We start from the raw sequence: 26,333 nt of genomic DNA, 5'->3' as shown, positions 1-26,333 counted from the left end.
TTTTACCCTCCCATTACTTTGTCTGACTTGTAGCAAATACTTGGCACAAGGCGATACCCTAATAAAGGCTTTATGGAGAAAATGGAAAAGAGCTATTGATCACCAGCTCGGTAATTATAGCTCTTTTCCATATCTTCGCAGTGCACTGGCAAAATTCCCTTCCACCAACTCACTTAGCTTTTTTATGATGACTTCAGGTTTCTCCGTCATTTTTGTTTTCATCCATTGAATCACTAGACCTATAAAGGCCAGTGTATAGAAATTGGCGATGAATTCCTTATCCTCGACCTTAACGCACATATCTTGCGAAACTTCATTAACCACTCCAATAAGCAATTCATACGAAATCGCTTGAAGGAAGGAGTCTAGATGATCTCGCCCTAAAGAGTTCAGCGTATTTAGACAAAACGCCTTGTTCCTCTCAATATAGAGGAAGATTTTTAAGAAGCCATCCTCCCAGGTCGTATAAGTCTTGTAGTCAGCTATACTCTCAACCGCTTCTGTTTTATAAATCCAACCCAATAAATCGAAGATATCTTGAAAATGATAATAGAACGTTTGCCGATTAAGTTCACAATCATTAACAATTTCTTGAACCGTAATTTTATTCAAAGGAATCTTTTCCATTAAGCGCTTTAGGGAGGTTGCTAACGCTTTTTTAGTCAGAGATGACCTTGGCATTCATGCTCCCACCTTTTATAAAAACTAAGTACATCAACACCTTAGAACTTCCAAATGACATAGTGATTTGTACACTCCCATATTATAACACAACTAAGGGGGTATGTTTCTCATGGATCATAGCGATCATTCTCACATGTGCTTATTCCACAAGCGAAAGATTCACCTCCTTTCCAACCGAATTTTAAAAACCTTGCAAACTTATGTACTATTGTGTCAATATTAGCTCAGATCTTCTTATTTCCCTTAGGCTTTCAACCTTATTCCGTGTGTCATATGTAAACTCAGTAAAAAAGTTCAATTTTCGCGGTTCGGTCATATTTGTATGTATTGAGGAATAGGGGGCAAGCACTATGAATCCGTCAGTTTATATAGGCATTGACCTAGGGGGAACTTCCATCAAGATGGGCCTTGTCGATCAGTTGGGTAATATTCTCCATACTCAGGAAAGCCCAACTCCAGTCAAAGCAGGATACCATCAGGTATTAAAAGTCTTCTCACAAATGACTCAACAACTTTTTAAAGATAGTCAATACGAATGGAAAGATATTGTGGGGGTAGGGGTTGGCGTTCCTGCCTTTCTCGATCAACGACAAGGTATTGTGATTGAGGCAGTAAACCTTGGCTGGGATCATGTTCCTTTGAAAGAAGATCTAGAGAGAATGTGGACGGTGCCGATTATCATTGATAACGATGCAAATGCCGCTGCCCTGGGAGAAATGTGGAATGGGGCTGGAAAAGGAGCTTCACATTTAATTTGCCTCACACTAGGTACAGGCATCGGTGGTGGCGTAATTATCAACGGTAATATTTATCACGGCGCTAATGGAAGTGCTGGAGAAGTAGGGCACATCACCACTAATCATCAAAATGGACGTAGTTGTAATTGTGGCAGGAAGGGTTGCCTCGAAACCGAAGCGTCTGGAACAGCCATTGTGTTGGATGCCCTAGAGCAGGTGAAGGGGATGTCAACCGGACCTTTGAAAGAAGAATATGACAGAACTGGAACGATTACAGCGAAATCGGTGGTACAATTGGCCCGCCGAGGGGATCCTATATGCAAAAAGATTATCACAAAAATTGGTCGCATTCTAGGATGTACTTTGGCTCAAATGTGCTATTTATTAAATCCTGAGATTATTGTGATTGGGGGAGGAGTTGCACGTGCAGGCAAGATTCTTTTTGACCCCCTGATTCAAGCTTTTCATGATGCCGTTCTGCCAAGAGTAGCAGAAAACACCTCCATTGTTCCTGCAATGCTGGGGAACCAAGCTGGATTGACGGGTGCAGCCTGGTTAATTCATAGAAAATACACATTGGATATACTGGAAGGTCAAAGACAGTAGCTACTGCTGTTCATGATATGGACCCTTTTGCACCAAAATAAAGTCCTTGACTATTCAGAATACTGAACCCTATAATGTACTTAGAAAATTAATTTTATTAACTAAAAAAGGGAGGATTAAGCATGAAAAAACTTTTCCCAGTTTTGATCGCTGGAGCAATGCTATTCTTAGCAGGATGCGGTGCTAGCCCGAGTTCAACCCCTAGTACCAGTTCAGGAGGCACAGTAGAAAAACAGCCGACCATTGGTGTTGCTATCTACAAATTTGAGGACACATTTATGACAGGTGTTCGCAACGCCATCTCTACCGCAGCACAGGGCAAAGCAACCGTTGATATTGTGGATAGTCAAAACTCTCAGCCTACCCAAAACGATAAGGTCGACCTATTCATCAATAAAAAGGTCAACGCTCTGGCGATCAATCCCGTGGACCTTACTGCTGCTGGGGTAATCATCGACAAAGCCAAGGCTGCTAATACCGCCGTTGTCTTTTTTAACCGCGAACCTCTAGCCAACGATATGAAGAAATGGGACAAAGTCTATTATGTAGGTGCTAAAGCAGAAGAATCTGGCATCATGCAAGGGCAAATCCTCGTAGATTATTGGAAATCTCATCCAGAAATGGATAAAAATAAAGATGGCACGATGGATGTTGTTATTTTAACGGGCGAACCTGGACACCAAGATGCCATTGCCCGCACGAAATATTCCGTTCAGGCTATTCAAGATGCTGGTATTAAAGTAAACATTCTCGCTCAAGATACTGCTATGTGGGATCGTTCCAAAGCTCAAGATAAAATGGCTGCTTTCTTAGGAGCCCAAGGTGAGAAAATCGAAGCCGTTCTTGGTAATAACGATGACATGGCTTTAGGTGCTATTGAAGCTTTGAAAGCTAAAGGATACTTTGCCAATAACAAATTTATGCCTGTCGTCGGGGTCGATGCAACCGCGCCTGGTGTGCAAGCCTTGAAAGATGGCACTCTTCTAGGCACTGTGCTCAATGATGCTAAAAATCAAGGTACTGCCACTTTGAATCTAGCTGTTGCTTTAGCTAAAGGATTAACTCCAAGTAAAGACAACGCTGGTTATGACATTACAGATGGCAAATATGTTTGGGTGCCTTACAAGAAAATCCTCAAAGCTAATATGGCTGACGCTCAATAACGATCTCCTCAAGAATACCTTAGTGACTTTAAGTACTTACCAAGAATCAAGCAAGGGGGCAATGTTTTCGTTACGTTCCTCCTTGCTTTTTGAATTTCTTAGTTTTGATTATGACTAATAACAAGATTCTTTCTACAAAAGCACTGATCACAGGAGGGCGTCAAAATGCCTGAAAATGAATTCATACTGGAAATGAACAATGTTTGTAAGGATTTTCCTGGCGTAAAGGCGCTAGACAATGTCACCTTGCACGTACGTCCTGGTACCGTGCACTCACTTATGGGGGAGAACGGTGCAGGAAAATCGACTCTAATGAAATGTCTTTTCGGAATCTATAAGCCTGACGCTGGTGAGATTCTCTTAAACGGTCAAAAAATTGAAATTTCCAATTCAAGAGCTGCACTCGATCAGGGCATCTCCATGATTCATCAGGAACTCCATCCTGTACCACGCCGTAACGTTATGGAAAATCTCTGGCTTGGTCGTTTTCCCGTCAAAAGTATTGGACCTATCAAATTGATTGATGACAAACGCATGTATCGAGATTCGGTAGCTTTATTTGAAGACCTTGGCATGGACCTAGATCCCCATGTTCTTGTTGGATCCTTATCTGTGTCTAAAATACAGTCGATTGAGATAGCCAAAGCAGTATCTTACCAAGCAAAAGTGATCGTGATGGATGAACCCACTTCCTCCTTAACGGGGACCGAAGTGGAGCAACTCTTTACAATTATTCGTTCGTTAAAAAGCCGGGGAGTTTCGATTATCTACATCTCTCACAAAATTGAGGAAATCCTAGAAATTTCTGATGAAGTAACCATTATGCGCGATGGTAAACGCATCGGATCATGGCTTGCTTCCGAGTTGACGACCGATTTAATCATTTCTAAGATGGTGGGACGTGATCTCACCCAGCGATTTCCCGAGCGCCATACCACTCTTGGAGAAACTGTCCTGAAAGTAGAAGGGTTAACCTCCCCATTTCCAAAGGCGTTTAAAGACGTCTCTTTCGCTCTGTGCCAAGGGGAAATTTTGGGAATTGGGGGGCTAGTGGGCGCCCAACGAACAGAACTCATTGAAGCCCTCTTCGGTTTGAGAACCGTATCCTCTGGTAAGATCTTTATCAAGGGCAAACAAGTGAGAATTAAATCCCCCATGGATGCTATAAAACATAAAATCGCCTTACTAACGGAAGAACGACGGGCCACGGGAATTTTTCCCGTTCTCTCGATTGTAGAAAACACCGTCATGGCGAATATGAACCGTTATGTTAGTCCTTATTTTCTTCTAAAAGACCAGCCCATGCAGCAGGATGTACAGCAAAGAGTAGAACAACTGCATATTAAAACCCCTTCCTCGAAAACTCAGATCAGAAACCTCTCCGGTGGAAATCAGCAAAAAGTGTTGATAGCGCGGTGGCTCCTTACTGAACCAGAAATCTTAATGCTGGATGAACCAACTCGAGGAATCGACGTAGGCGCAAAATTTGAAATCTATTCCATCATCACCGACTTGGTTAAGCAAGGGAAAAGCATTATCATGATCTCCTCCGAAATGCCTGAACTTATCGGTATGTCAGACCGGATTATGGTCATGTGCGAAGGTCGTTTGTCTGGTATCCTGGAAGGGGAGAACAGAACTGAGGAAGAGATTATGCACCTCGCAACAAAGTTTATGGTTTGACAGGAGGTCTCTTAAATGAAAACAAGCAATGCTACTAATGTCAACAGAGTAGGTAGTTTCTTCTTTCAACACGCAATCTATTTTGTACTGCTTATTTTAGTCTTAGGAATCACAGCGATTGATTCGAGTTTCTGGTCTATTAATAGTTTGCATGATATTTTATTACAATCTTCGACTCGGGCCATCATTGCCTTAGGAGCAGCTTTTGTTTTGATCACGGGTGGTGTAGACCTTTCTGCAGGCCGCATGGTTGGACTTTCCGCTGTATTGTCGGCATCCATGCTTCAAATTCAGGAATACTCTCACCGCTTTTACCCGGGTCTACCGGATCTGCCTTTATGGATTCCTGTCTTGATTGCGATTTTTGCCGGACTGCTTGTGGGTCTGATCAATGGGGTGATTGTTTCTCGTTTTAGCGTTCCTCCCTTCATCGCAACCTTAGGCACGATGGTCGCTGTTTTAGGTCTTAACTCACTTTACTTCGATATGAAACCTAACCAGTCTCAGCCAATTGGTGGACTTCGGCCGGATTTTACGACAACTTTAGGCAGCGGTTATATCGGAACCGGCGCTTATTCCCTCCCCTACATCGTCATCATTGCGCTCATAGTCGCTGCGCTCGTCTGGGTTATCTTCAACAAGACCATTCTAGGAAAAAGCATGTACGCAATTGGAGGGAATATCCAGGCAGCGATTGTTTCTGGAATTAACGTCAAGCGCGTCCTACTTTACGTATATGCTGCTGCCGGAGCCCTATACGGTCTAGCAGGGGTCATGGAGGCCGCCAGAACGGGTGGAGCCACGAGTAGCTACGGCAATATGTACGAATTAGATGCCATCGCCGCCTGCGTAGTCGGTGGAGTATCCACTGCCGGAGGGATCGGTACCGTACCAGGTGTCCTCGTCGGAGTTCTGATCTTCGGAGTTATTAACTATGGACTCACGTATATCGGAGTAAGCCCCTACTGGCAACTAATTATTAAAGGGATAATCATTATCGCCGCCGTAGCTTTTGATATTAGAAAGTATCTCGCCAAGAAATAAGCCCTGCGGTACCCAGCTTGTTTACGCAAAATACAATGTTCATTAAAGTACTCTTAGTATAAAGTGGCGGTAACAAAACTCTCAATGAAGTTTGTTACCGCCCCTTTATATTCACAAATCTCTAACGAACCACCATCATGATATAATCTCAAAATTAAGTGCGCCCCCTCTATTGCACATCGATATTTTAAAATATCTGCACGACATCCCCCAGCCCTGCTGGAGTAAACAGCTTTATTAATAATAATGTAAACGCACCGATGGCGAAGGAATTCTCACCCAATTCTGAGATAGTTATCGTGACTGCACCGGCAGGCTTAGTTAACGTACGCTTTTCAAGCGTTTTAAGTAGCGGCTTCAGAATAAAATCTTCGGACCTCGAAACTCCGCCGCTCAAAATAATCAAAGCTGGATTTAATGTGTTAATGAGATTGGCTAGCCCAATCCCAAGATAACGCCCAGTGTCTGCTAAAACTTCAATAGCCACTTGGTCATCACGCTGAGCAGCTCGATAGAGCATTTCTCCATTAATCTTATCTAAATCTCCTGCCACCCATTCCTCAATAATGGACTCTTTACCACAACGAATCGCCTGCTCCGCTCTGCGTGCTAGTGCTGCCCCTCCGACCATAGTCTCAAGGCAACCGTAATTTCCACAGCTACACCTCGGTCCATTACTGTCGATTGTTGTATGGCCAATTTCCCCTGCAGTAAAAGAGGTTCCCCTATAAAGTTTATTATCAATAATAATACCTGCACCCACCCCTGTGCCGACATGGACGCAGATAAAATTTGGAATTCCAGCCCCTCTTCCGAACCAACTTTCAGCTAAGGCTTGAGCGCGAACATCATTCTCGACTTCAACGGGTAACTTAAACCTTTTCTCCAGAGCCGCTTTAATGGGAATATGGCGCAAATTGAGATGGGGAGCGAACAAAGATAGCCCTTGCTCGGGATCGACGAGACCATGCATCCCTACCCCTATTCCTAAAAATGACTCTTGGATAGGATGAGTGCTTTGCATAACCTTCTCCACAGCGGTTTCCAAGGTCAACAAAAATTGCTCACTCGTTTGGTTATTTGAATACTTCATTTCTACCTGCTTCAAAACATGACCATCGAGGTTCGCTGTCACGGCCTTTACCCTTTTTGCACCTGCATACACACCGATTACGTAGAAAGCCGACGAGTTAATGCGCAGTAAAATTGGTTTTCTACCGCCAGTCGATTCTCCTAACGTGCTCTCCACGACAAGATGTGACTCAATCAATTCGCCCACAAGATTGGTCACCGTGGGTGGGGTTAACCTTGTCAACTTAGCAATCTTCGACCGAGAAATCGGGGCATATTGCCTTATTACATTGAGAATCGCTGATTTATTTAGAGATTTCATACCCTGAAAGCTTCCTACTGGAATCATTTCACTCACGTTTCACTCCCCCTATCCCCAATCAGGAATTTCCTACTATTTATCGAATAAGTATATCAGGTCGAAAGTACGTGAAGCCATTTTTTTCGATCTGAATATACTCCCATTCCCCAGAATGAGTGAGAAACTCTGGACCATGTTCTGTGACCAAGAGCGTGTCCTCCGATTTTAAGCCTTTGAGGGATGGATTCCAGGCAAAGGCCTGATGAAGCTGCACGATACCTACGCTGTCCAAGTTCGCTAAAAACTCCCGTGATGCATATCCAGTCGGTCCACCTTGATGCAGATATCGCCAATCCTCCGCATGCCCCCATTGGCGATAAGCCTCTATCCCCTGTCGAAAGACCTCCTTAATAGGAACGCCAGGGCGAGTCGCCAGATTGAAGACCAAATCAATCTCTGCCAATTTACGCTTGTTCTCCTGAATTTCTTCGGGAAGAGCCCCAAAATGCACAAAACGAGTCGCACTAGCCACTAAACCCCATTTTTCTCCACAGAGAACTAACATCGCGTAGCGGCCCAGCTTTTTCTCTGTGGGAATGGGGTGACGATACTGATGAATTCGGTGATCCGTAGCCACTAGTAACACTTGGGTTTGAATACCTAAACTCGCTACGTTCACAGCGAGAAACGCTTGAATCTCAAATTCGGTCATGCCTGGTTCAATTCTACGACATGTCGACTCCAAAGCCTGAGCAACTCTCCTGGATAACCAACGGTAACGATCAATCTCATCTACATTCAGCACGTAGGTTAGTTCCGCTAATTCTGTGCTCAAATCGATGCCTACCGTGTGCGGAATAGTCTCTGTAGAGACATCCATCCCTATCATTTTCCCTTGACATAACGCGCTAATCGCTCTATTTTGGCCCTCATACCACTCCGGTGTTATCCATTCACACTCCAGGCCCGTCAACTCTTCCTCTTGTATGCGAGCAAACTCCATCTTGGTCGTGACACAATATACTTTGTCCTCGAAGATTAGCAAATCAGCGACTCCGAGTTCTGTATTAGTCATGATATAGTTCGACCTTCCATCCGTCAACCAAGAAAAACTGCGGCGTTTTCGAAGGAGTACCCCGTCCAAATTTCTCTCTACCATCAGATTCCTGATCTTTGTGATCTTATCTTTAATTTTAGTCATTTGAAGCCCACTGCTCCACTAGTCTCTAATTTCGCCATCTTGTTTTACCTCCCGATTAGTTCACGTGCTCCATCCCCACTATCACAATGATAAAATGTCGGGATCAGCCCGGTCTTACTCCTATATCCTAGGGTCACTTGAGTTTCAAAATCGGTGACAGCCTCTGTATGAACTAAACTCACAGTACACCCGCCAAACCCAGCGCCGGTCATTCTCGTACCTAGGCATCCGCCAACCTGACGTGCCTCTTCGAAAAGTGCGTCTAATTCCGGACCCGTCACTTCAAAGAGATCGCGCAGAGACTCGTGAGACTGAATCATATACTGACCAAAATCCTGAATATTCCCTGCTTCTAAAGCTGATGTCGAAGCTAGTGTCCGTTCGTTTTCATGAATTACATGGTCTAAACGCTTATAGACCTCTGGCGCCCTGACATAATTCTGTACCTCTTGCCATTGAGCAAGCGAGACATTACCCAAACTAACAATTCCAGGCAGGTGTTTCCTTAGAATATTAAACCCTTCCTCACACTCTTGCCTTCTCTGATTATACTTTGATTCTGTCAAACTTCGTTGTTTATTAGAGTTGGTGATCACAAGTCGATAATCTCCCCATGCCAACGGAACATAGCGATATTCCAAGGTATCACATTTCAAGAGCACAGCGTTCCCCGCCTTCCCCATCCCCGAAGCGAACTGATCCATAATCCCGCAGTTCATCCCAACAAATTGATTTTCGGCACGCTGGGCAAGTTGTGTCAAATCAATTAAAGAATAGTCGAGGGCTTCGACCTGATTAAGAGCAGTTGCGGTCACCATTTCTATCGAAGCAGAAGAGGATAACCCCGCCCCTTTAGGAATATTCCCATCGTACAGAATATCGTAACCTTTTAAGCGTGAACCCAGGCGAATAAATTCACTGAAGACACCTTTTGGATAATTTGCCCACCCATCAGCCTGCCGGTATACAACCTCATCTGCGTCAATCTCTACCTGCCCAGCAAAACTCGTCGAAGCAAGACGAAACCTTCGATCCTTGCGAGGATGAACAACCGCCCAAGTTCCATACGTCAACGCCGCAGGTAACACATACCCTCCCGTGAAATCAGTATGTTCTCCAATTAAATTGACTCGACCTGGGGCAAAGAACACTCGCAGTTCCTCTCCGCACTCCCCATAGCCGAAGACTTTGGCAAAAGTCTGTCTCAGTCTGTTCAGTCCAGGCATTCAGTGATCCGCCCCTCTTTACTGAGATACTCTCGAAACGCCTTGCGCAAATATTCGGAGGTCTCTTCCACCGCTTGCGGGTTGGCTGGCGCCCAAGCACCCATTTCAGAAGAAGCATAGTATTTTAATTTTCCTCCATCTCTCAGGGGTGTATAAAACTCAATATGAAAATGATAATAATTCTTCACATCCTGCCCATGAACCGGGCGTTGATGAATGACCATCATATAGGGGAACACCCTATGGAATAAAGTATCCATAGCACCTGTCATACATTTCAACATGAGAGCCAAACTTCGTTTTTCCTCCTGAGTGAAGTCACTCAAGGCCGTCTTATGGTTTTTACTAACAATAAATAACCCATATGGGTAGTCCGTGAAGAACGGTATATATGCTAAAAAATGCTCATTTTCATGAATAACACGCTTCTGGAAATCCAATTCTGCTTGATTCATATCACAAATTAAACACGATCCCTGTGAGGTGTAATAGGAACGGCAATTCTCGAGTTCTGTGCGGATTTTCAAGGGAATCCAAGAATAAGCATATATCTGACCATGCGGATGAGGCATCGTCACACCGCACTCTTCCCCTCGATTCTCGAAGATCATAATATATTCATGCCTCGGTTCCTGACTCAGCGCCACAAACCGTTCTGTCCACAAATTAATTAATTTTTCTAAATGCTCGATAGAAAGCTCTGGAAGAGTCGTGGTATGATTGGATGAATAGAGTATTACTTCACATTTTCCATAGGCTTTTGCAGTTTTATACAAGGAAGACCCTACAGGATCAGCCTCGGGTGGATCAGGCATTAGTGCCGGAAAATCGTTATCGTATTTAAGAACATCATAATGCTCGGGAACCTTACCCGAACCAGGACAAAAAGGACATCCTTCCTTCGGCATATTCGGTCGATTTTGCCTGTGGGTAGCGACCATCGTCCAATCCCCTAATAACGGGTTATAACGCAATTCAGTCATGGCCATCCCCTTCTCTTCTCTTTGCAGTCTCTCAATGAGTTTGATCTATATTCTTTTCCATCTACTATTATAATATATTAAATTAAATTAATTAAGTATCTTTGATAAATATTCTTACATATCACCCGGATATTTTAGGCCACCGATACCATTGGGTATCGGTGGCCTAAAAATCACCTAACTTACGGTTAGGCGTTTTGTTAATCCATTCTCTCTTCGGTCTGGAGAACCGTCCCCCAACACGCAACTTTAGTTGAACCAGTTCGCTTGAATCTCTTAGTCTTTTACTATGGAAGAAAAAAATGAGCTGTCTTTTTATGAATGCCCGTAGACACTATTATAAAGACAGCCTCTTCTAGATTTTCTAGCTCAACCCCAAACCTTTTCTCTTGGCCATAATATGAGCTTCAATGTTATTAGCTACTTGGACAGGATCATCTCCAACGGCAACTTTTCCTCCGGTCAACCCTTCCACATCTTCGGTTAGTAATTTGACAAGTTGAGGAGCGCCGGTAATAAAAGGTGTGGGAGATAAGTGTGTATACGCTCCATAAGCCACTGCAAATACTCCATCAATTGTCGCTTTTTGCTCCATCCATTCAGGGGCAGTTACGGCGATCGGTAATTGCGGAATATCCACATCTAGGTGATCGGCCAACGCTGTAACGAGCATTGAGATTCTGCCAGTATCCGTGCATGTTCCGAAACTCAAGACGGGGGGGATCTTCAAGGCCCCGCATATTTCTCCTAAGCCTTTGCCGGCCATATTAACTGCATCCATATTACAGAGTCCCGCAACTTCTAAAGCGTGATTTCCACAGCCAGCGGACACCACCAAGATATCTTTCTTGATCAGTTCTTTGGCAAGATTGATGGTGTTCCAGTCTTGAGGGCCATTTCTAATCGTCGAACAGCTCACTAAGGCAACAACACCCTTAATCTTTCCGGCAGCGATTACATCGACCAAGGGGTCTAGTTTGCCACCGAGGGCAGCGAGTACTGCTTCTGTGGAAAAGCCTGCAATGGCTTTTTGCGTTATTTTAGGAACCTGAGCGGTGATCTTACCTTTACGCTTCTTGAAGTTTTCGATACTCAAGTTAATCAGTTGATCCGCCATGGCATCCAATTCACACGGTTGATAGGGAATCTTATGTTGGAGACCGGGGACCCCAATTATCGTGCTGACACTTACCAAGGTTATTTGATATTTCTCTGCATACATATCAATGGCTGGTGGAGAACAGTTCTCATCCATGGCTAAGACATCCACTGTCCCCGTTGCCAGTAGAGGTTCTATAGTCAGCCAATTCCCCATTAAGCCCACAAAGACTTCATCCATTTCAAATCGTTGGATCAATTCCTGGCCGGTTTCAATCGAACCGACAATTCTAAGCCCTTTAGCCCCGGCCGCTTTCGCCCGATCTTGAACTTCAGCCATTTTGGCTTTTTGAATAGTTGCTACACCAGGCCATGGTTGGTGACCATTAAACACGATGTTAACATACTCAGGGTCCATAATTCCCAAATCCACGTTAACTTCGTGAGGTGTGGGCGTACCAAACAAGATATCTTGTGTCATTTCCAGCCCGATTTGGGCATTATAGATGGTTGATAGCCCCAATCGTAACGCTTTGAGGGCCAAAGACACATAGTCTCCATCGACATTGGTTAAGCAACTAGCGACACAATTTTGCTCTTCATGAACTGCACCGGCAGGGTAAATGTTTAAATCCTGCCAGACTTTTTTCCGTTTCTTGGGAGCAAAGGCTTCAACCATTAGGTTAGGCTCGTCAGATCCAATATTCATCTGTGTATTAAGAAGGTCGGCTAATTGTACGGCCATCTGGTTAGTATCCTGATTCGTGTTGAGTCCAAGCTTTTCACACATCCATTTTAGTTTATTCACATCAGTAATTTTGAACGGAGTTTTTCCTTCTCCAGTTGCCTTTAAGGTCCTGAAAGCCTCATATGCATGATGGCTATATGTACCTGCTCCCATAATATTTTGCAAAAGCAACTTTCTCATCGCCATAGCATCAGGTCCGATTCCACAGACACCTTTATCCTGCCCACCCTTTTCACTAATTCGACAGGGCCCTTGGGCACATTGTTGACAGGTTAAGCCTTGCAGACAAAATTTGCAGCGAATCTTCTCCTGTTGAGTCCAGCGATCAAAGGAATTTGACATACCATCTTCTCGAATTCTTACTAACATCTCTTCTACAGAGTCGTGATAACTTACCCGACCTTCTGTCTTCTCTAGTATGGTTTCAGTCATTACCGATCCCCCTTTTATTTCTTACTATAGAAAGTTTGCTCATCAGCAATGGCAAATATGTATAGTTACTAATTTTCAGATCAAACTTAGATGTGTTATAGTTGATGATAAACTGTGGAAAGATAGTAAATAGTAACTTTATAGGGAGGTTCAATAACAATGGATAATATGGAACCAGGGAAACGACCGATACAGGAAGATACCCTTAGAGTAACTGGCAAAGGAAATCTCAAAGCTAAGAAAATAGTTTATTATATCTTAGGCGTTCTAGAAGTATTATTTGCCTTTCGTCTTGTCTTCAAAGTTCTAGGGGCCAACCCTCAAAGCCCCTTTGTATCGTTCATATATACAGTATCACAAGCGTTCTTATCTCCCTTTTCTGGTATTTTCAGAACGGCTACAACGAAGGGGATTGAGGCACAGTCAGTCTTAGAACCAGCCACCATCATTGCGATGATTGTTTATGCTATCATTGCTTGGGGTATTGTTAAGTTAATTGAAATTAGCAGACCTGTTCAAAATACCGAAATCCGCTAGCAAGGCCGCTGCATGAATTAGCCCTACAAATCGAAATACCCCATAGGAACAATTCATATTAACTTCCTAAAATAAATGCAAGTTCAAGAACCGTCCCCAACTTGCACACAAGAACCGTTCTCAACTTGCACAATCCAATAATAAACCCCTTAACGGTAAATCTATACTGTTAAGGGGTTTTAGGCCTAACTAATCAAGAATATCTAAGCACTAGCACCTGATTACATAACGCTTGATTATTGTACATGTTAGTGATATGCTCTCCATATATTAATTGCCATGACAATCATTACTATGACAATTAATGTATGTATGTATTTATTTGTTTATTTGATTGAGGAGGTAATCCTAATTAACTACGAATATAATTTAGGGTCTATTATTGGCAAAACCAATGCAAAAATGAAGAATAACCTTGCTAGGGCACTAAAACCTTACAATGTAACTCATGAACAATGGCCACTACTCAAATGGCTGTGGGTTCAAGACGGCATTTCCCAAAAACAGTTGTCTGAAATAACTTTTAAGGATCAACCTACTATTACTCGCATTCTGGACAAACTGGAACGGCGGGGATTGATTCGCCGCCAAGCTGATCCAGTAGACAGACGGATATCTCTGATCTACCTTACTCGTGAGGGTCAAGAAATAAGAGCTGCGCTCACCCCTTTAGCTCTTCAAGCTTTGGATCATGCGTTACAAGGCTTATCTGAACAAGAACAGGACGAACTCAAGAATCTACTAAATAGAATTAGCGACAATTTGGATTAGAGGAGGAGAACCATGTTTGAGAATATCAAGAATTCACCGAAGTATCGATGGTATGTCCTAGCAACGGTTGCCGTAGGCACCTTCATGGCGACATTGGATAGCAGTATTGTCAATGTAGCACTACCCACCATTTCTGGCCAACTTAATTCGAATCTTTCCACCTTACAATGGGTGGTAACTGCCTATCTTTTAACCATAACTAGTTTATTGCCAGTCTTTGGTCGTCTTGCTGACTTAGTTGGGCGAAAAAAAGTCTTTGCAATTGGTTTTTTGGTCTTTATTCTTGGCTCTGCGCTCTGCGGCTTAGCTCAAAACATCTGGTTTTTAGTGGGGACCCGAGTGTTTCAAGCAGTTGGTGCCGCTATGTTAATGTCCAACAGCGCTGCTATTATCACCTCAATTTTTCCACCTAAAGAGCGGGGTAAGGCATTAGGCCTAACGGGGACCGTCGTTGCCCTAGGTTCTCTAACTGGACCAGCACTGGGTGGCATTCTGATTGGTTTAGCTGGCTGGCGCTCCATCTTTTACATCAATATTCCCATAGGACTTATTGGTTTTGCAGCAGTTCTTCTGATTCTGCCCATGGATGTTCCCAGTAAGGAGAAAGAAAGTTTTGACTTTCTTGGAGCCTTAACTTTTACGTTTGGGATGATCTTCGTGCTCTTGGGCATTACAAATGGTGAAGACTGGGGATGGTCAAGCCTGCCTGTACTCTTGAGCCTGGTGTTAGGAACGGCATTGCTGGTCTTATTCCTTCTTACTGAACGAAAAGTCGAACATCCTATGATTGATTTATCCCTATTTCGTAATCGACCTTTCCTAATTGGTAATCTTTCAGGAGGGTTGTCCTTTGTCGCGATGTTTGCCAACACTATGATCTTACCTTTTTATTTGCAAGGAGTTCTTAATTACCAACCCAAACAGGTTGGTATGATCCTAATGATTTTCCCTATCGTGATGGCCTTAGTGGCTCCGATTAGTGGTCATGCCTCTGACAAATTTGGTCCCATGGTTCTCACTACAAGTGGTTTAGTTATTACAGGACTCGGCTTGTTCTATTTCTCTACTCTTTCAGCCACGGCAAGTTTCTACCACATACTTCCAGGTTCAATGCTCATGGGTTTGGGATCCGGTATGTTTCAATCCCCCAACAATAGCAGTGTCATGAGTTCAGTTCCTCCCCAAAAGTTGGGTATTGCCGGAGGCATCAATAGCTTGGTTAGGAACTTAGGTATGGTCACTGGTATTGCGTGGTCCGTCGCCTTATTTGAAGCCATGGGTGGTGTCACCATGCCTAAGTCCGGTCAAGTAAATGCGTTCATGTCCGCATACCATGCGGTTATGTTAGTGGGAATGGTTATCGCCTTTGTAGCAGCTTTTATCTCCTTTAACCGTAAAAGTTATGCCAAAGCGAAGTAAATCTTCAACTAAAGTTAAACAGGTCGCAATGCTATTATCATAAAAGGGCGCTCAGAATAGAAATTACTTTCTACTCTGAGGCGCCCTTTTAACTATTTTCTTTCATAAAGTCATGCAACAATAGGATTCCTTTTCGGATCTCATCCGGTTCCAAATGCCCATATCCTATCAGCAACTTATCTAAATGCTTGCCTTTACAGATACTATGATATTCCACTGGAGTAACACGAATCCCATAATTTTGAGCACGCTGTGCAAATTCACTATCAAAACGCAGACCCGGAAATTCTAGTGCCAAATGTAACCCTGCGGCATCTCCCCATGGGTGCCATACTTTTACGAAGGTTTCTTCCAACGTTTGTAGAAGGACCTGTCGCCTCTGCCCATATAACCTGCGCATCTGCTGTACATGCCTATCCAGTTTTCGAGTATGTAAGTATTCAGCCAACGCCGCCTGTTCGAATGGGGGATTCTGAACATCTGCATGAATGCGCAAATACCGCCATTGTGAATGTAGTTTGAGCGGCAACACCACATAGCCAATCCGTAACGCTGGAAATAGAATTTTGCTGAATGTACCAACATAAATTACCCGTTGAGGATCCATCGCATAGAGAGGAGATACTGATGCCCCGCAATATCGGAATTCACTGTCGTAATCATCCTCAACAATATACAAGTTATTATCCCTCGCAAATCGTATCAGCTCAGCTCGGCGGGTAGCTGGAAGAATACCTCCCAGAGGAAACTGATGCGACGGTGTTACATAGATTGCACCTGCTCCCTTGCCCTCAAGATAATCGGTCTGAAGTCCTAGGGCATCCACCGGCACAGGACGCATTGAATATCCTTTTCCTTGTAGGGCTCTCAGCATACCAATATGACAAGGGTCCTCTATCAGCATCTCTCGTCCATCTGTAGATAATAAATCGGCAAGCAAGTGTAACGCTTGTGTGGCGCCTGCAGTAATGAAAATATCCTGTGAACTAACTGCAAGCCCTTTGCTTCGAAATAGCCATGCAGCAATTTCTTCACGTAACGGCAGAAGTCCTTCCGGTCCGGAATAACCTAATTGATTCAACGGCATTTTTTCAAACGTTTTGACAAATAGTTGTTGCCATAGATAGCGCGGAAAATATCGCAGATCTGGCTGACCAGTCTTAAAATCCACTCTGAATGATTGAGGATGAGGCAGTGTTTCTTTTGTTCGTTCTACGAAAGGTGTTTTTTCAAGGCTCAGGCCCTCAGCTACTCGTGTTGGAGAACCCTGGCGGCTAATGACAAACCCCTCGGCTATTAACATTTCGTAGGCTTCACTGACAGTATTACGTGATACTGTCAGTTGTTTTGCTAATTCACGTGTAGAAGGTAATGCTTCACCTTGTTTTATCTGCCCATCTATTATGTAATCTCTCAGTGTTTGGTAAATCTGACGTGATAAAGAAATCTCGCCTTGACGCTGTAATTCTATTCCCCACATATTCCCTCCAACTGGACTATCGATAATCTGCTCAACTGGTTCTTTTTCCAGACCAGTTTATTTTGTATGATTATAACATACCTGTTTATCCCACTACAAGCAAAGTGAACTCGTTCAACTTAAGTTAAACATCGAGAATTTGGTGGGTGAGCTTACCCCCACCGAAGTAGAGAACGGTATCCTACTCCCACTTGTCGAAGAGGGAGTTTAATGATTGGATGCACTATTATTTTGGAGGAGAATGAAATGGAACAGTTAAAAGGCAAACTATATTTAATGAGTGCTTTTGCGCTGGCTGGAACTTCAGTTATTGCAGCACGTTTTGTTACTGGTCATCTAGGAACATTTACTATTACTGCAACCAGCTTGTTGCTTGCAAGCCTTGCTCTACTGCCGCTTTGCAGAAGGAATCTCAGGAAAGCTATTCCACTGATGTCGGTCCGCGACTGGGTTACACTACTATTACAGGCGCTATGTGGTATTTTCCTATTTCGTATGTTTCTATTACAAGGTTTATTGCACACAAGTTCAGGCGAAGCTGGAGTCTTGACTGGCGCGACACCAGCTGCCACCACACTTTTTGCATGGTTGCTGTTAAAGGAACCCTTATCCACGAAGAGCCTTTTCGGTATTTTAAGTACTATTGCAGGTATTTTGTTGTTACAGGGAATACTGGTACCAGGAAATGCCTTGACCATGAATCATTTAATTGGGAATATATTAGTACTCTGTGCAGCAGTATCCGAATCCTTATTCAATATTCTTTCTCGTATTAGTAGCCTTAGGATCATTACAGATCGATCTAATCCCTTAAATCCCATTGTCCAAACAATGCTTGTATCTGCAATTGCTTTGCTTCTTTGCCTAATACCATCCTTGTTCGAGCACCCAGTTTGGTCGCTCATGTCACTTGGTATTATAGAATGGTTGGCATTGGTTTGGTATGGTATATTCGTAACTGCTCTTGCCTTCATGTTCTGGTACGCTGGGATAAAACGTTGCACCGCATATACAGCTGCTGCCTTTTCCGGTATGATGCCACTCACTTCGTTGGTTCTGTCTGTTTTATTATTAGGGGAGCACATTGGATGGCACCAATGGTCTGGGGGACTATTGGTTATGCTGGGTATGCTTCTGATAGGAGGGTGCCAAACCAACATGCAACCAACAAAATTACTCGATTTATCAGCCTCTAAATGACGGATAAATCATTTCGGTTTAACTACATATTTTAGAGGTATTGTGCATTCTACAGCGAAATATTACATATAGTTGTTCGGATCATCCGCTTGAATTTCAAGTCCATTTCTTAGAGAAATAAACAAACAATGGAGCGGGAATATATGTCTAAGAAAAATATTGAAAGTTTTCTTGATCCTAAATACTTAGAAGAAATCCTCGGTAGCTTCTCAAAGGCTACGGGTTTACACATTGAAGCCGTTAATAGAAGAGGTGAAACACTTGCTATCTTGGGAAACAAAAGAAGAAGTGATTTTTGTCAATTTATCCGCAGTCATAATAAAGGTGAAAAGAAATGTTTAGATTCATATAAAGAAGCAACTTTAGAAGCGGCAAAATGGAATGAGCCATATTTTTTTCGTTGCCATGCTGGACTTGTAATCTGGGCTGTTCCCATCATATTAGATAATGTATTTTTGGGTAGTATTATCTGTGGACAAGTATTATTGTGGAAACCCGATGAGTTTTTTCTTCGAGAGTTAAAAAAAAGCAATTCTAAAGAGATCGATTTCGATGTATTAAAACAAAAAATTAAAACCCTTTCCATAACCTCTCCTGAACAGTCTCAAGCTGCAGCCGATATGCTTTTTGTTGTGGTAAATCATTTAGTTAAAAGAAATATTCATACTATGGAAGAGGAAAACGCCTATCATTTACAACGCCTCCAAATAAAAGCTGATCTAGAAAACAGAAAGAAAAAGGCAACTGCCGAGTTTTCAGACTACCGATCATATTTGAAGAAAGAAAGGCGTTTTCTAAGTTATATACGGCTTGGAGATAAGACCAGGGCCGAAAGTACTCTGAAAGATTTATTAACTGACCTCTTAACTAAGACGGCTGGTGATAAAGCTACGATTAAAATAAGGGTACTTGAATTGGCCTCCCTGTCCTCCAGAGCGGCAGTTGAAGGGGGAGCTGACGCAGACCAAGTCATGGTCAAACTTCAGGGTTTTAATAATGAAATTAACAGCATCGAACGCATAGAAGAATTCTTTTTCAAAATCCATAAAGTCATTGAAGCATTCCTGGATGGAATTTTCAAACTTGCCGACAAGAAGCATCTTAGCTTAGTTAACAACGCCCGAAATTTTGTTATGGAAAATTACCATAAACCCCTTACAATTAAAGCAACTGCCGATTATCTGTTTATCAGCCCCTCCCACCTATCACGTTTATTCCGATTAGAATTAGATTGCACCTTTAACGATTACCTAACTAGGGTCCGTGTTGAGAAAGCAGTAGAACTGATGAAAAAACCGGAGTTCAGCGTTGAACAAGTGGCAAAGGCAATAGGCTTTAAAAGTCAAAGTTATTTTGCTGAAGTATTCCGAAAATATATTGGTGTAACTCCTTTGATCTACAAAAACAGCTTATTTTAGGGGCGATTTAATTGATATTTGATGATATTATCCACTCCATTGCAGAAGGTGAATCTGAGGAAACTCTAGAATTAACGAAGCAAGCTTTAGCGCAAGGATATTCTGCTACTTCCATTCTAGAAAAAGGACTTATTACCGGTATAAATATTATCGCTGAAAAATACCGAACAGAAAAAGTTAATGTTCCAGAGGTCCTAATGGCTACCCATTCAATGCATGCCGGGCTATCCGTCATTGAACCGCTCTTGACCGCACCCACCAAAAAGGGGCTCGGAAAGATCATCTTGGGTACCGTTGCTGGCGATTTACACGATATTGGCCTAAGCATTGTCAAAGCCATGGCCATGACGACAGGTGCCAAATTGATCGATCTTGGCGTTAATGTTTCTCCAAAGAAATTCGCCCGCGCAGTACGAAAAGAGAAACCTGACATTCTAATGATCTCTGCCTTGCTAACCACAACCATGTCGGTTATGAAAGATGTGATCGTTGAGCTGGAAGCGCAAGGATTACGTAACGGGGTTAAAATTATTGTAGGTGGAGCACCAATCACTGATGCCTTTGCCAAGGAAATAGGAGCAGATTACACTTTTGAAGATGCTTTCCAATTTCGAGATTTTTTAAAGGAAAATCTCAACAAATTATTGGCCTCCAAACGGATCAGCTCATAAGAACACTAATTTGCATTCCCAAATTTTCAGGAGTATTCTTTGCTTCCTTTGAAGGAATAGCCATGCATCTAAAAAGTTTAATTTGAAACCAAAAGAACTACTCTTGTTAGTGCAGAGTAGTTCTTTAATACTTTCTTCAAGCCATGATCAAGGTCCACTTTAAGCATAAGTAAAACTGCTTCCTTTGATTAAAAGCCTCCGCCAAAACTGCCTTTATCTCCATACCATCTTTTACTTTCACACCACAAGCCAAGCAAAACCCTGCTTCGATTTCCTAGTTTGTCAAATGGTAAACCCTTCAACAAGTCGGTTTGGGGTGATCGTTATTTTCATGCTGTCCTCCTGTTAACGTTTCTAACGTAATGACTTGCCCCGCTTCGACATAAATGGATTCTGGCACCTTGTTTCCTTTAACAATCGAGGTGAGCAGATTGATATCCCCCTCGATCTCTCCAACTTCCCAGCTAAAGAAGTCCGCAATTTCCTGCACCTTCTGTTGGTATTTTGCTAAATCATCAATTCCTGGTGTAATAATAAAGATAGCCCTTTGATAACTTCCATATAAACTTTGAATTAATTTAAGCGCTTTCTTTTCTCCATATTTCGCTTCATACTCGTAGTACTCTGCTAAGGGAGTGCGCCCATAGTCCAACCATCCTTGACTAAAATAGTAAGTGCGGGAATCCTTCTTGAATAATTCCATATGCCTTGCCGTCGACCCTAACATTAGACCAATACAATCGTGGGTTGCCGGAAATAGCAGCGGCACTCGTGGTGATAGCAGTCCAAGCATAGAATTCGAACATCGGCCATAAGTCAGGATAATCAAATCATAGTCCTGGCTCTCATTGATGAGCTCCTGAATTTTAGCGTGTAACTTGTCCGGTCGGGCATGAAAGTGGAAATCTAGGAATTCACAATCCATGCCCTGTTGGTGTCCTTGTGCTTGAACTTCATTCATCGTCGAATGACAACCAATCAGCTTAATTTTCAACTGCATTACCTCCCACTTAACACTGGAAAAATTACGCTAGGTATACTGTTCAAGTTTCAGGAAAAAAGGCCTTCTTACTTTGGTATATCTGCTTAGATTCATCGTTTTGGGTGTTTGGAAGTATGGTCACCATTTCGCACTGTCGATTGAGAATTGCCTCTATGAATTTAAGGTCACCCTTTTCTTCAGAATATATTTTTTCGAACCTTTCACATGCCTCATGAACATGGATCCGATACTTTGCCAGGCTATAGCAACCATTATCAATTAACATAAAATGAGTATAATTCTTATACATAAGCTTAGAAACCTTCCAGCCCTTTTTCTCTCCATATTTCTCAATATATTTTCTACTGGAACTCAGAGGATCTTCTCCTGCATCAATCCAGTTCTTATTTAAATAAAAAGTTCCTAATCTTTCCGCCTGAATAGCCTTAAACCTTTCCATCGATCCCAAAATCACCGGAATACAGTCGTCAACATTTGGGTAAATAAGAGTTAGTGTTCGGGAAGAAACTCCCTTCAGAGAACCTCCACAGTTACCTAGGAATAACAGGACTATATCCCCAGGATTTAAAGACTGTTCCGCTTCTTGAATCTTTTCCAGAACTTTTAGATGTAGTTTATCTGGAACGTTATGTAAAGCTTGCTCAATCCATAGAATGTTAACCGAAATCGTTTCTTTGAAGACTTCCAACTCTCCTTTAAACGCCTCACAAGCAATAATGAGTTTAATCGCATTATCCACTGAATTTTCCTCCTTTGTTGGAATTCAGATTGTGTGAAAGAACACCTAGGCCTCCACAACCCAGGTGTTCTTCTAATTTCTCGTTAGGACGTCCTAACTTCATAGGAAAGCAATTGATAGCCTATTTCCCACCTGAAAGCTTTTCCTGTCCAAGTGCTTTGAAAATACTATAACACATTGCTATCATGATTAGCATGAAAGGGAATGCCGCAACGATTGACACTGTCTGTAGGACCGCCAAGGCAGCAGTACCACCGCCGACGAGGATCAGGATGATGGTAAAAGCACCCTGCATGATACCCCAGAAGCTACGCAATTTCTTGTCAGGGTCCATGTCACCATTAGACGTCAGCATCGCTAGGACGTAGGTCGCCGAATTTGCAGCTCCTACAAACGAGGCAACGATGAGAATAATGGCTAATGGAGCAGTGATTGAATACAACGGTAACTGTTGAAGTGTCGCAAAGAAAGCAGTAGTGTAGTCCGCTTTAACAGCAGCCTGAATAGCTCCATTAGAAAGCTTATCTAGGTTGAAAGCAGCACCGCCGTAAATCGAGAGCCAAATCATCGAAAATCCAGAAGGCAGCAAGGTTACTGCTAATACGAATTGGCGTATTGTACGTCCCTTAGAGACACGGGCAACGAATTGTCCGACGAACGGAGCCCAAGCAATCCACCATGCCCAGTAGAACACGGTCCAACCCTTTAGCCAGTCCATGTTTCCCATCCACAGGGTTTGTCCGATAAAGTTTTGAAAATAAGCTCCCAAAGTATCTGTGAAGTTGTTCAGGATTAGAACCGTACCTCCAAATAAGAAGATGAAGACCATGAAACCGATTGAAAGCCAGACCTTAATATCAGCTGCAAACTGCATGGCTTTATGCAGACCGGAGATAGTGGCCATTGTGAAGATTAACGTCATTACTGCGATGACTATCGAGATGGTCACGGGTGTTGCCTGAACTCCCCAGATATAATTCAGTCCTGTGGCGATCTGGCTTGAGCCAAGACCCAAGCTGGTGGCTACGCCGAACACGGTGGCAAACACTGATAAGATGTCAATTGCTTTGCCTATAGGTCCGTAAATCCGGTCACCAATCAGCGGATAGAAAGCGGAACTAACTAGGAATGGCAGACCCTTGCGAAATTGGAAGTAGGCCAGAGCCAGACCACAAATGGCGAAAATCACCCAAGGATGAATACCCCAATGAAAGAAAACAATTCGCATAGCTGTACGCATAGCCTCAGGGGTAGCGCCTTCTCCCATTGGTGGGGCTAGGTAATGCATCATCGGCTCTGCGACAGACCAGAATACAAGGCCAATCCCCATGCCGCCTCCGAACAGCATCGAGAACCACTGGAAGTTACTAAACTCAGGCTGGTCATCGTCTTTTCCCAGCTTGATATTGCCAAAACGGCTAAACGCGATCCCGTAAATAAAGACTGTGAAAAAAGCAACAGATAACAGGTATAACCAGCCAAAATCAGTCGTTAAAAAGCCAAATGATTTATTTGCGACTACACCCATTTCTTTTGGTAAGAACATTCCAAAAATTACGAATAAAGAAATAATAGCTGAAGAGATGTATAGAACTGTTCGATTTTTAGAACTCCCACTATCTTTCATAAATAGAACTCCCCTCTTATAATTAACGCTATAAATCATATTCTAATCCTGGTACGTGGAGAGTTACCAATCTCTAGAATCACCGAGATCACCTAGTCACTGGTTCAACAAAAAGAACTCATAGGGATTTTAAAGGATCCAATATTATTCCCTATGAGTTTACTTCATTTAGCATCTGCTTATAATCGATTAAGATCGAATTGCTATTTAGCCAGCATACGGTCGGCAAGTGCGACCGCCTCGTCCGCGGATTCCGCCCAACCGTCTGCTCCGATTTCATCTGCATAAGCTTGGCTGGTAGGACCCCCACCAATGAATACTTTGAACTGGTCCCTCAGATTATGCTCAATTAAATAATCGACGATCTCCTTTTGTGCGCTCATAGTTGTCGTCAAGAGGGCACTCGCGCCAATAATATCCGCACCAACTTCTTGAGCCTTTAAGACAAAATCTTTCGCTTTAATGTCAGTGCCGATATCAAAAACTTTATAACCTGCAGCTGTAAACATTGCTCCCGTGATGTTCTTGCCGATGTCATGAATATCACCTTCCACGGTTCCCAAGACTAGCTTACCTTTAGCCTCGCCTTGACTCATTCCCAACTTAGCAATTTCTGGTTCAAGCAGACCTAATCCAACTTTCATTGCCTCGGCGGACATCATAACATCGGGCAAGAAGACTTCTCCAACTTTCCATAACTCTCCTACAACTTCAATTCCTTTGATCAGGCCAAGTTGCACAGCGTCAACTGGGTTAATTGATTCATCGATTACCTTTTGGGAAAGTTCGCCTACTATCTCCTCATCACCATCGATAATTGCTTGCTTTAATTCTAAAAATAGTTCATTCATTTGATTTATTCCTCCCCAGTTTTAAATTGGTGTGTATCGTCGTATCGACCACTATTTTCCAGACCGTTGAGCGATGAATTCTAATAATTTATTATCAATACTTTCATCAAGCGCTGGTGGTACGTAATTAGCTAACACCTGTTGCCATTGTTTATGAGCTCTTTGGTTTGTATCCAGGCTTTCCTTAGACCAAGCTTCATAGGCGGAACGATCACTCAATTGAGGAGTACGGAACTCTCTTTTATGGTTCTTTCGTGTATGTTTTTGAGTAAGGAAGTGTCCGCCCGGTCCTACTTTAGCAATCGCATCAAACGCCAAACCGTCCTCATCAAAGTTAAAACCCTTCATATAATGCAAGAGCATCCCGGCCATTTCATCGTCCATCATAAACTTTTCATAAGATATAGCCATGAAATATTGCAATATCCCTGCCGTATGAAGAACAAAGTTGATACCTGTGACACTAGCTGCCATCAAAGTCATCATAGATTCATAGCCAGCTTGGGCATCGACAATCTTGGAATCGTTCAAACCACCACCGGATCGGCTAGGAACACCGTAGAAACGGGCAATTTGGGCACTGGCTGAAATAAATAAAGCACACTCTGGGCTACCGATGGAGAGGCTCCCATTACGCATATCACTGAGGGCTGAGGTAGAACCGTATACAACGGGTGTTCCTGGATTGATACTTTGGGCCAAGGCTATTCCTGCTAGGACTTCAGCGTTTTGAAGTGCTAAAGTACCGACCAAGGCCGCGGGTCCGGTTGAGCCTGCCATAACCAACGAAGCGATAACAACCGCTTGTCCTGCTTCAGCATAGGCCATCATGGCCCCTAACATCCTCTCGTCATACTTCAAAGGAGTCAACGAGTTAATGAGGGAAATGAGCACCGGTTTTTCTTTAATGACATCTTTACCACCAAAAAGGAGTGCCACCATTTCAATGGAGTCTTCTGCACGTTCCCGACCTTCAGCACTACCCATAAAACACTTATCCGAGTTTTTGATGGAACTATAAATCATCTTCATATGTCGAATTTCATCCGGAATATCTTGAGGCTCAGCCACCGTCCCCCCTGTCATATGCAGGTTTTTACTGGCTCCGGCCAATTTTACAATATTATCAAAATCCTCCATCGTGCTCTTACGACGTGAGCCATCCGCTAATTGGATAAAAGGAGCCCCATACCCAGGCATATAGATGATGTTTTCACCACCGCAGACCAAATTGTGTTCCGGATTGCGGGCATGGAGAGTAAATTGTGAGGGAGCCAGCTTAACCTTGCCCTCAATAAATTCTCTGGTGAAATGGACCCTGTGTCCCTCTACCTTTTGTCCTTCTGCCTTAAAGATCTCCAATGCCGGTTCATAATCAAAGTCCATACCGACCTCTTCAAGAATCTTGATGGATTCATTATGGATTATCAGTACCTGTTCCTGAGTCAAAACATCATACTTTGGCAACATAGATATACACCCCTTTAACAGTTTTAATATTAACTTTTGAAGAATTTCGTAATAGCAGCCTTTTCTCAATAGGAACACTTTAGCTACGAAGAGGTAGACTCTGCCTTCGGCGAAACCATCCGCAGGATGCTTTCGTCATCGAAATCTCGATGTTCAGCATTAGCTGAACC

The 26,333-nt window shown here is 43.0% G+C and carries 22 protein-coding genes; 10 read left to right on the top strand and 12 right to left on the bottom strand.

Features of this window, described 5'->3' with window-relative positions; genetic code table 11:
• Window positions 1–114 precede the first annotated feature (114 nt).
• Complete coding sequence (gene dhaS, locus E4K67_RS08475; protein ID WP_135546001.1) at window positions 115–681, bottom strand: dihydroxyacetone kinase transcriptional activator DhaS; 567 nt, start codon at window positions 679–681, stop codon at window positions 115–117.
• A gap of 353 nt (window positions 682–1,034) precedes the next feature.
• On the opposite strand from dhaS, the gene E4K67_RS08470 reads away from it, so the two are divergent.
• From E4K67_RS08470 to mglC, 4 genes are all read left to right on the top strand, one after another.
• A complete protein-coding gene (locus E4K67_RS08470; protein ID WP_135546000.1) occupies window positions 1,035–2,027 on the top strand; it encodes an ROK family glucokinase in 993 nt (330 codons plus the stop codon).
• A gap of 122 nt (window positions 2,028–2,149) precedes the next feature.
• Window positions 2,150–3,190 (top strand): galactose ABC transporter substrate-binding protein, encoded by a 1,041-nt coding sequence (locus tag E4K67_RS08465; protein WP_135545999.1) that lies wholly within the window; start codon window positions 2,150–2,152, stop codon window positions 3,188–3,190.
• A 165-nt stretch (window positions 3,191–3,355) separates the two neighbouring features.
• Window positions 3,356–4,873 carry a sugar ABC transporter ATP-binding protein gene (locus tag E4K67_RS08460; protein WP_135545998.1) on the top strand — a complete coding sequence of 506 codons (1,518 nt, stop codon included), beginning with the start codon at window positions 3,356–3,358 and terminating at the stop codon, window positions 4,871–4,873.
• 15 nt (window positions 4,874–4,888) lie between these two features.
• Window positions 4,889–5,917: a galactose/methyl galactoside ABC transporter permease MglC gene (gene mglC / locus E4K67_RS08455; RefSeq protein WP_135545997.1), complete on the top strand. Its 1,029-nt coding sequence runs from the start codon at window positions 4,889–4,891 to the stop codon at window positions 5,915–5,917.
• A gap of 187 nt (window positions 5,918–6,104) precedes the next feature.
• Here the strand turns inward: mglC and E4K67_RS08450 are convergent, their stop codons facing one another.
• From E4K67_RS08450 to cooS, 5 genes are all read right to left on the bottom strand, one after another.
• Window positions 6,105–7,337, bottom strand: coding sequence for an ROK family transcriptional regulator (locus tag E4K67_RS08450; RefSeq protein ID WP_243454424.1), 1,233 nt, complete (start codon window positions 7,335–7,337; stop codon window positions 6,105–6,107).
• Between the two features lie 49 nt (window positions 7,338–7,386).
• Window positions 7,387–8,490, bottom strand: coding sequence for a M24 family metallopeptidase (locus E4K67_RS08445; RefSeq protein ID WP_135545995.1), 1,104 nt, complete (start codon window positions 8,488–8,490; stop codon window positions 7,387–7,389).
• Between the two features lie 44 nt (window positions 8,491–8,534).
• On the bottom strand, window positions 8,535–9,716 hold the full coding sequence (locus E4K67_RS08440) for a galactokinase (protein ID WP_135545994.1): 1,182 nt from the start codon (window positions 9,714–9,716) through the stop codon (window positions 8,535–8,537).
• On the bottom strand, window positions 9,704–10,699 hold the full coding sequence (gene galT / locus E4K67_RS08435) for a galactose-1-phosphate uridylyltransferase (RefSeq protein ID WP_135545993.1): 996 nt from the start codon (window positions 10,697–10,699) through the stop codon (window positions 9,704–9,706). Before galT ends, E4K67_RS08440 begins: the two co-directional genes overlap by 13 nt.
• A 364-nt stretch (window positions 10,700–11,063) precedes the next feature.
• The gene (gene cooS, locus E4K67_RS08430; protein WP_135545992.1) at window positions 11,064–12,977 is read right to left on the bottom strand and encodes an anaerobic carbon-monoxide dehydrogenase catalytic subunit; all 1,914 of its coding nucleotides are present in this window, start codon (window positions 12,975–12,977) and stop codon (window positions 11,064–11,066) included.
• A 168-nt stretch (window positions 12,978–13,145) separates the two neighbouring features.
• On the opposite strand from cooS, the gene E4K67_RS08425 reads away from it, so the two are divergent.
• The 3 genes from E4K67_RS08425 (at window position 13,146) to E4K67_RS08415 (ending at window position 15,704) form a co-directional block, all read left to right on the top strand.
• The gene (locus E4K67_RS08425; protein WP_135546858.1) at window positions 13,146–13,514 is read left to right on the top strand and encodes a YggT family protein; all 369 of its coding nucleotides are present in this window, start codon (window positions 13,146–13,148) and stop codon (window positions 13,512–13,514) included.
• Between the two features lie 294 nt (window positions 13,515–13,808).
• A complete protein-coding gene (locus E4K67_RS08420) occupies window positions 13,809–14,285 on the top strand; it encodes a MarR family winged helix-turn-helix transcriptional regulator (RefSeq protein WP_243454392.1) in 477 nt (158 codons plus the stop codon).
• A gap of 12 nt (window positions 14,286–14,297) precedes the next feature.
• Window positions 14,298–15,704, top strand: coding sequence for an MFS transporter (locus tag E4K67_RS08415; protein WP_135545990.1), 1,407 nt, complete (start codon window positions 14,298–14,300; stop codon window positions 15,702–15,704).
• Between the two features lie 88 nt (window positions 15,705–15,792).
• Here E4K67_RS08415 and pdxR read toward each other — a convergent pair whose 3' ends face one another.
• Complete coding sequence (pdxR, locus tag E4K67_RS08410) at window positions 15,793–17,184, bottom strand: MocR-like pyridoxine biosynthesis transcription factor PdxR (RefSeq protein WP_135545989.1); 1,392 nt, start codon at window positions 17,182–17,184, stop codon at window positions 15,793–15,795.
• A 246-nt stretch (window positions 17,185–17,430) separates the two neighbouring features.
• Between pdxR and E4K67_RS08405 the strand changes: the two genes are divergently transcribed.
• The 3 genes from E4K67_RS08405 to E4K67_RS08395 all read left to right on the top strand — a co-directional run bounded on the left by E4K67_RS08405 (window position 17,431) and on the right by E4K67_RS08395 (window position 20,473).
• Window positions 17,431–18,384, top strand: a complete 954-nt coding sequence (locus E4K67_RS08405) for a DMT family transporter (protein WP_135545988.1) — start codon at window positions 17,431–17,433, stop codon at window positions 18,382–18,384.
• A gap of 143 nt (window positions 18,385–18,527) precedes the next feature.
• On the top strand, window positions 18,528–19,802 hold the full coding sequence (locus tag E4K67_RS08400) for a PocR ligand-binding domain-containing protein (RefSeq protein WP_135545987.1): 1,275 nt from the start codon (window positions 18,528–18,530) through the stop codon (window positions 19,800–19,802).
• An 11-nt stretch (window positions 19,803–19,813) separates the two neighbouring features.
• Window positions 19,814–20,473 (top strand): corrinoid protein, encoded by a 660-nt coding sequence (locus E4K67_RS08395; protein WP_135545986.1) that lies wholly within the window; start codon window positions 19,814–19,816, stop codon window positions 20,471–20,473.
• Between the two features lie 298 nt (window positions 20,474–20,771).
• Here E4K67_RS08395 and E4K67_RS08390 read toward each other — a convergent pair whose 3' ends face one another.
• The 5 genes from E4K67_RS08390 to mtgB all read right to left on the bottom strand — a co-directional run bounded on the left by E4K67_RS08390 (window position 20,772) and on the right by mtgB (window position 26,163).
• Window positions 20,772–21,473 (bottom strand): DUF1638 domain-containing protein, encoded by a 702-nt coding sequence (locus tag E4K67_RS08390; protein WP_338031851.1) that lies wholly within the window; start codon window positions 21,471–21,473, stop codon window positions 20,772–20,774.
• 43 nt (window positions 21,474–21,516) lie between these two features.
• Window positions 21,517–22,215: a DUF1638 domain-containing protein gene (locus E4K67_RS08385; protein WP_158408440.1), complete on the bottom strand. Its 699-nt coding sequence runs from the start codon at window positions 22,213–22,215 to the stop codon at window positions 21,517–21,519.
• Window positions 22,216–22,336: 121 nt separating this feature from the next.
• A complete protein-coding gene (locus tag E4K67_RS08380; RefSeq protein WP_135545983.1) occupies window positions 22,337–23,842 on the bottom strand; it encodes a glycine betaine uptake BCCT transporter in 1,506 nt (501 codons plus the stop codon).
• A 203-nt stretch (window positions 23,843–24,045) separates the two neighbouring features.
• Window positions 24,046–24,693: a glycine betaine-specific corrinoid protein MtgC gene (mtgC, locus tag E4K67_RS08375; protein WP_135545982.1), complete on the bottom strand. Its 648-nt coding sequence runs from the start codon at window positions 24,691–24,693 to the stop codon at window positions 24,046–24,048.
• Between the two features lie 51 nt (window positions 24,694–24,744).
• Complete coding sequence (mtgB, locus tag E4K67_RS08370; RefSeq protein WP_135545981.1) at window positions 24,745–26,163, bottom strand: glycine betaine--corrinoid protein methyltransferase; 1,419 nt, start codon at window positions 26,161–26,163, stop codon at window positions 24,745–24,747.
• Window positions 26,164–26,333: the final 170 nt, after the last annotated feature.

The organism is Desulfosporosinus fructosivorans (genome assembly GCF_004766045.1).
Classification (GTDB): domain Bacteria; phylum Bacillota; class Desulfitobacteriia; order Desulfitobacteriales; family Desulfitobacteriaceae; genus Desulfosporosinus; species Desulfosporosinus fructosivorans.
Note: the sequence above shows the minus strand (reverse complement) of the source record. Positions and strands in the feature narration are given on the sequence as shown.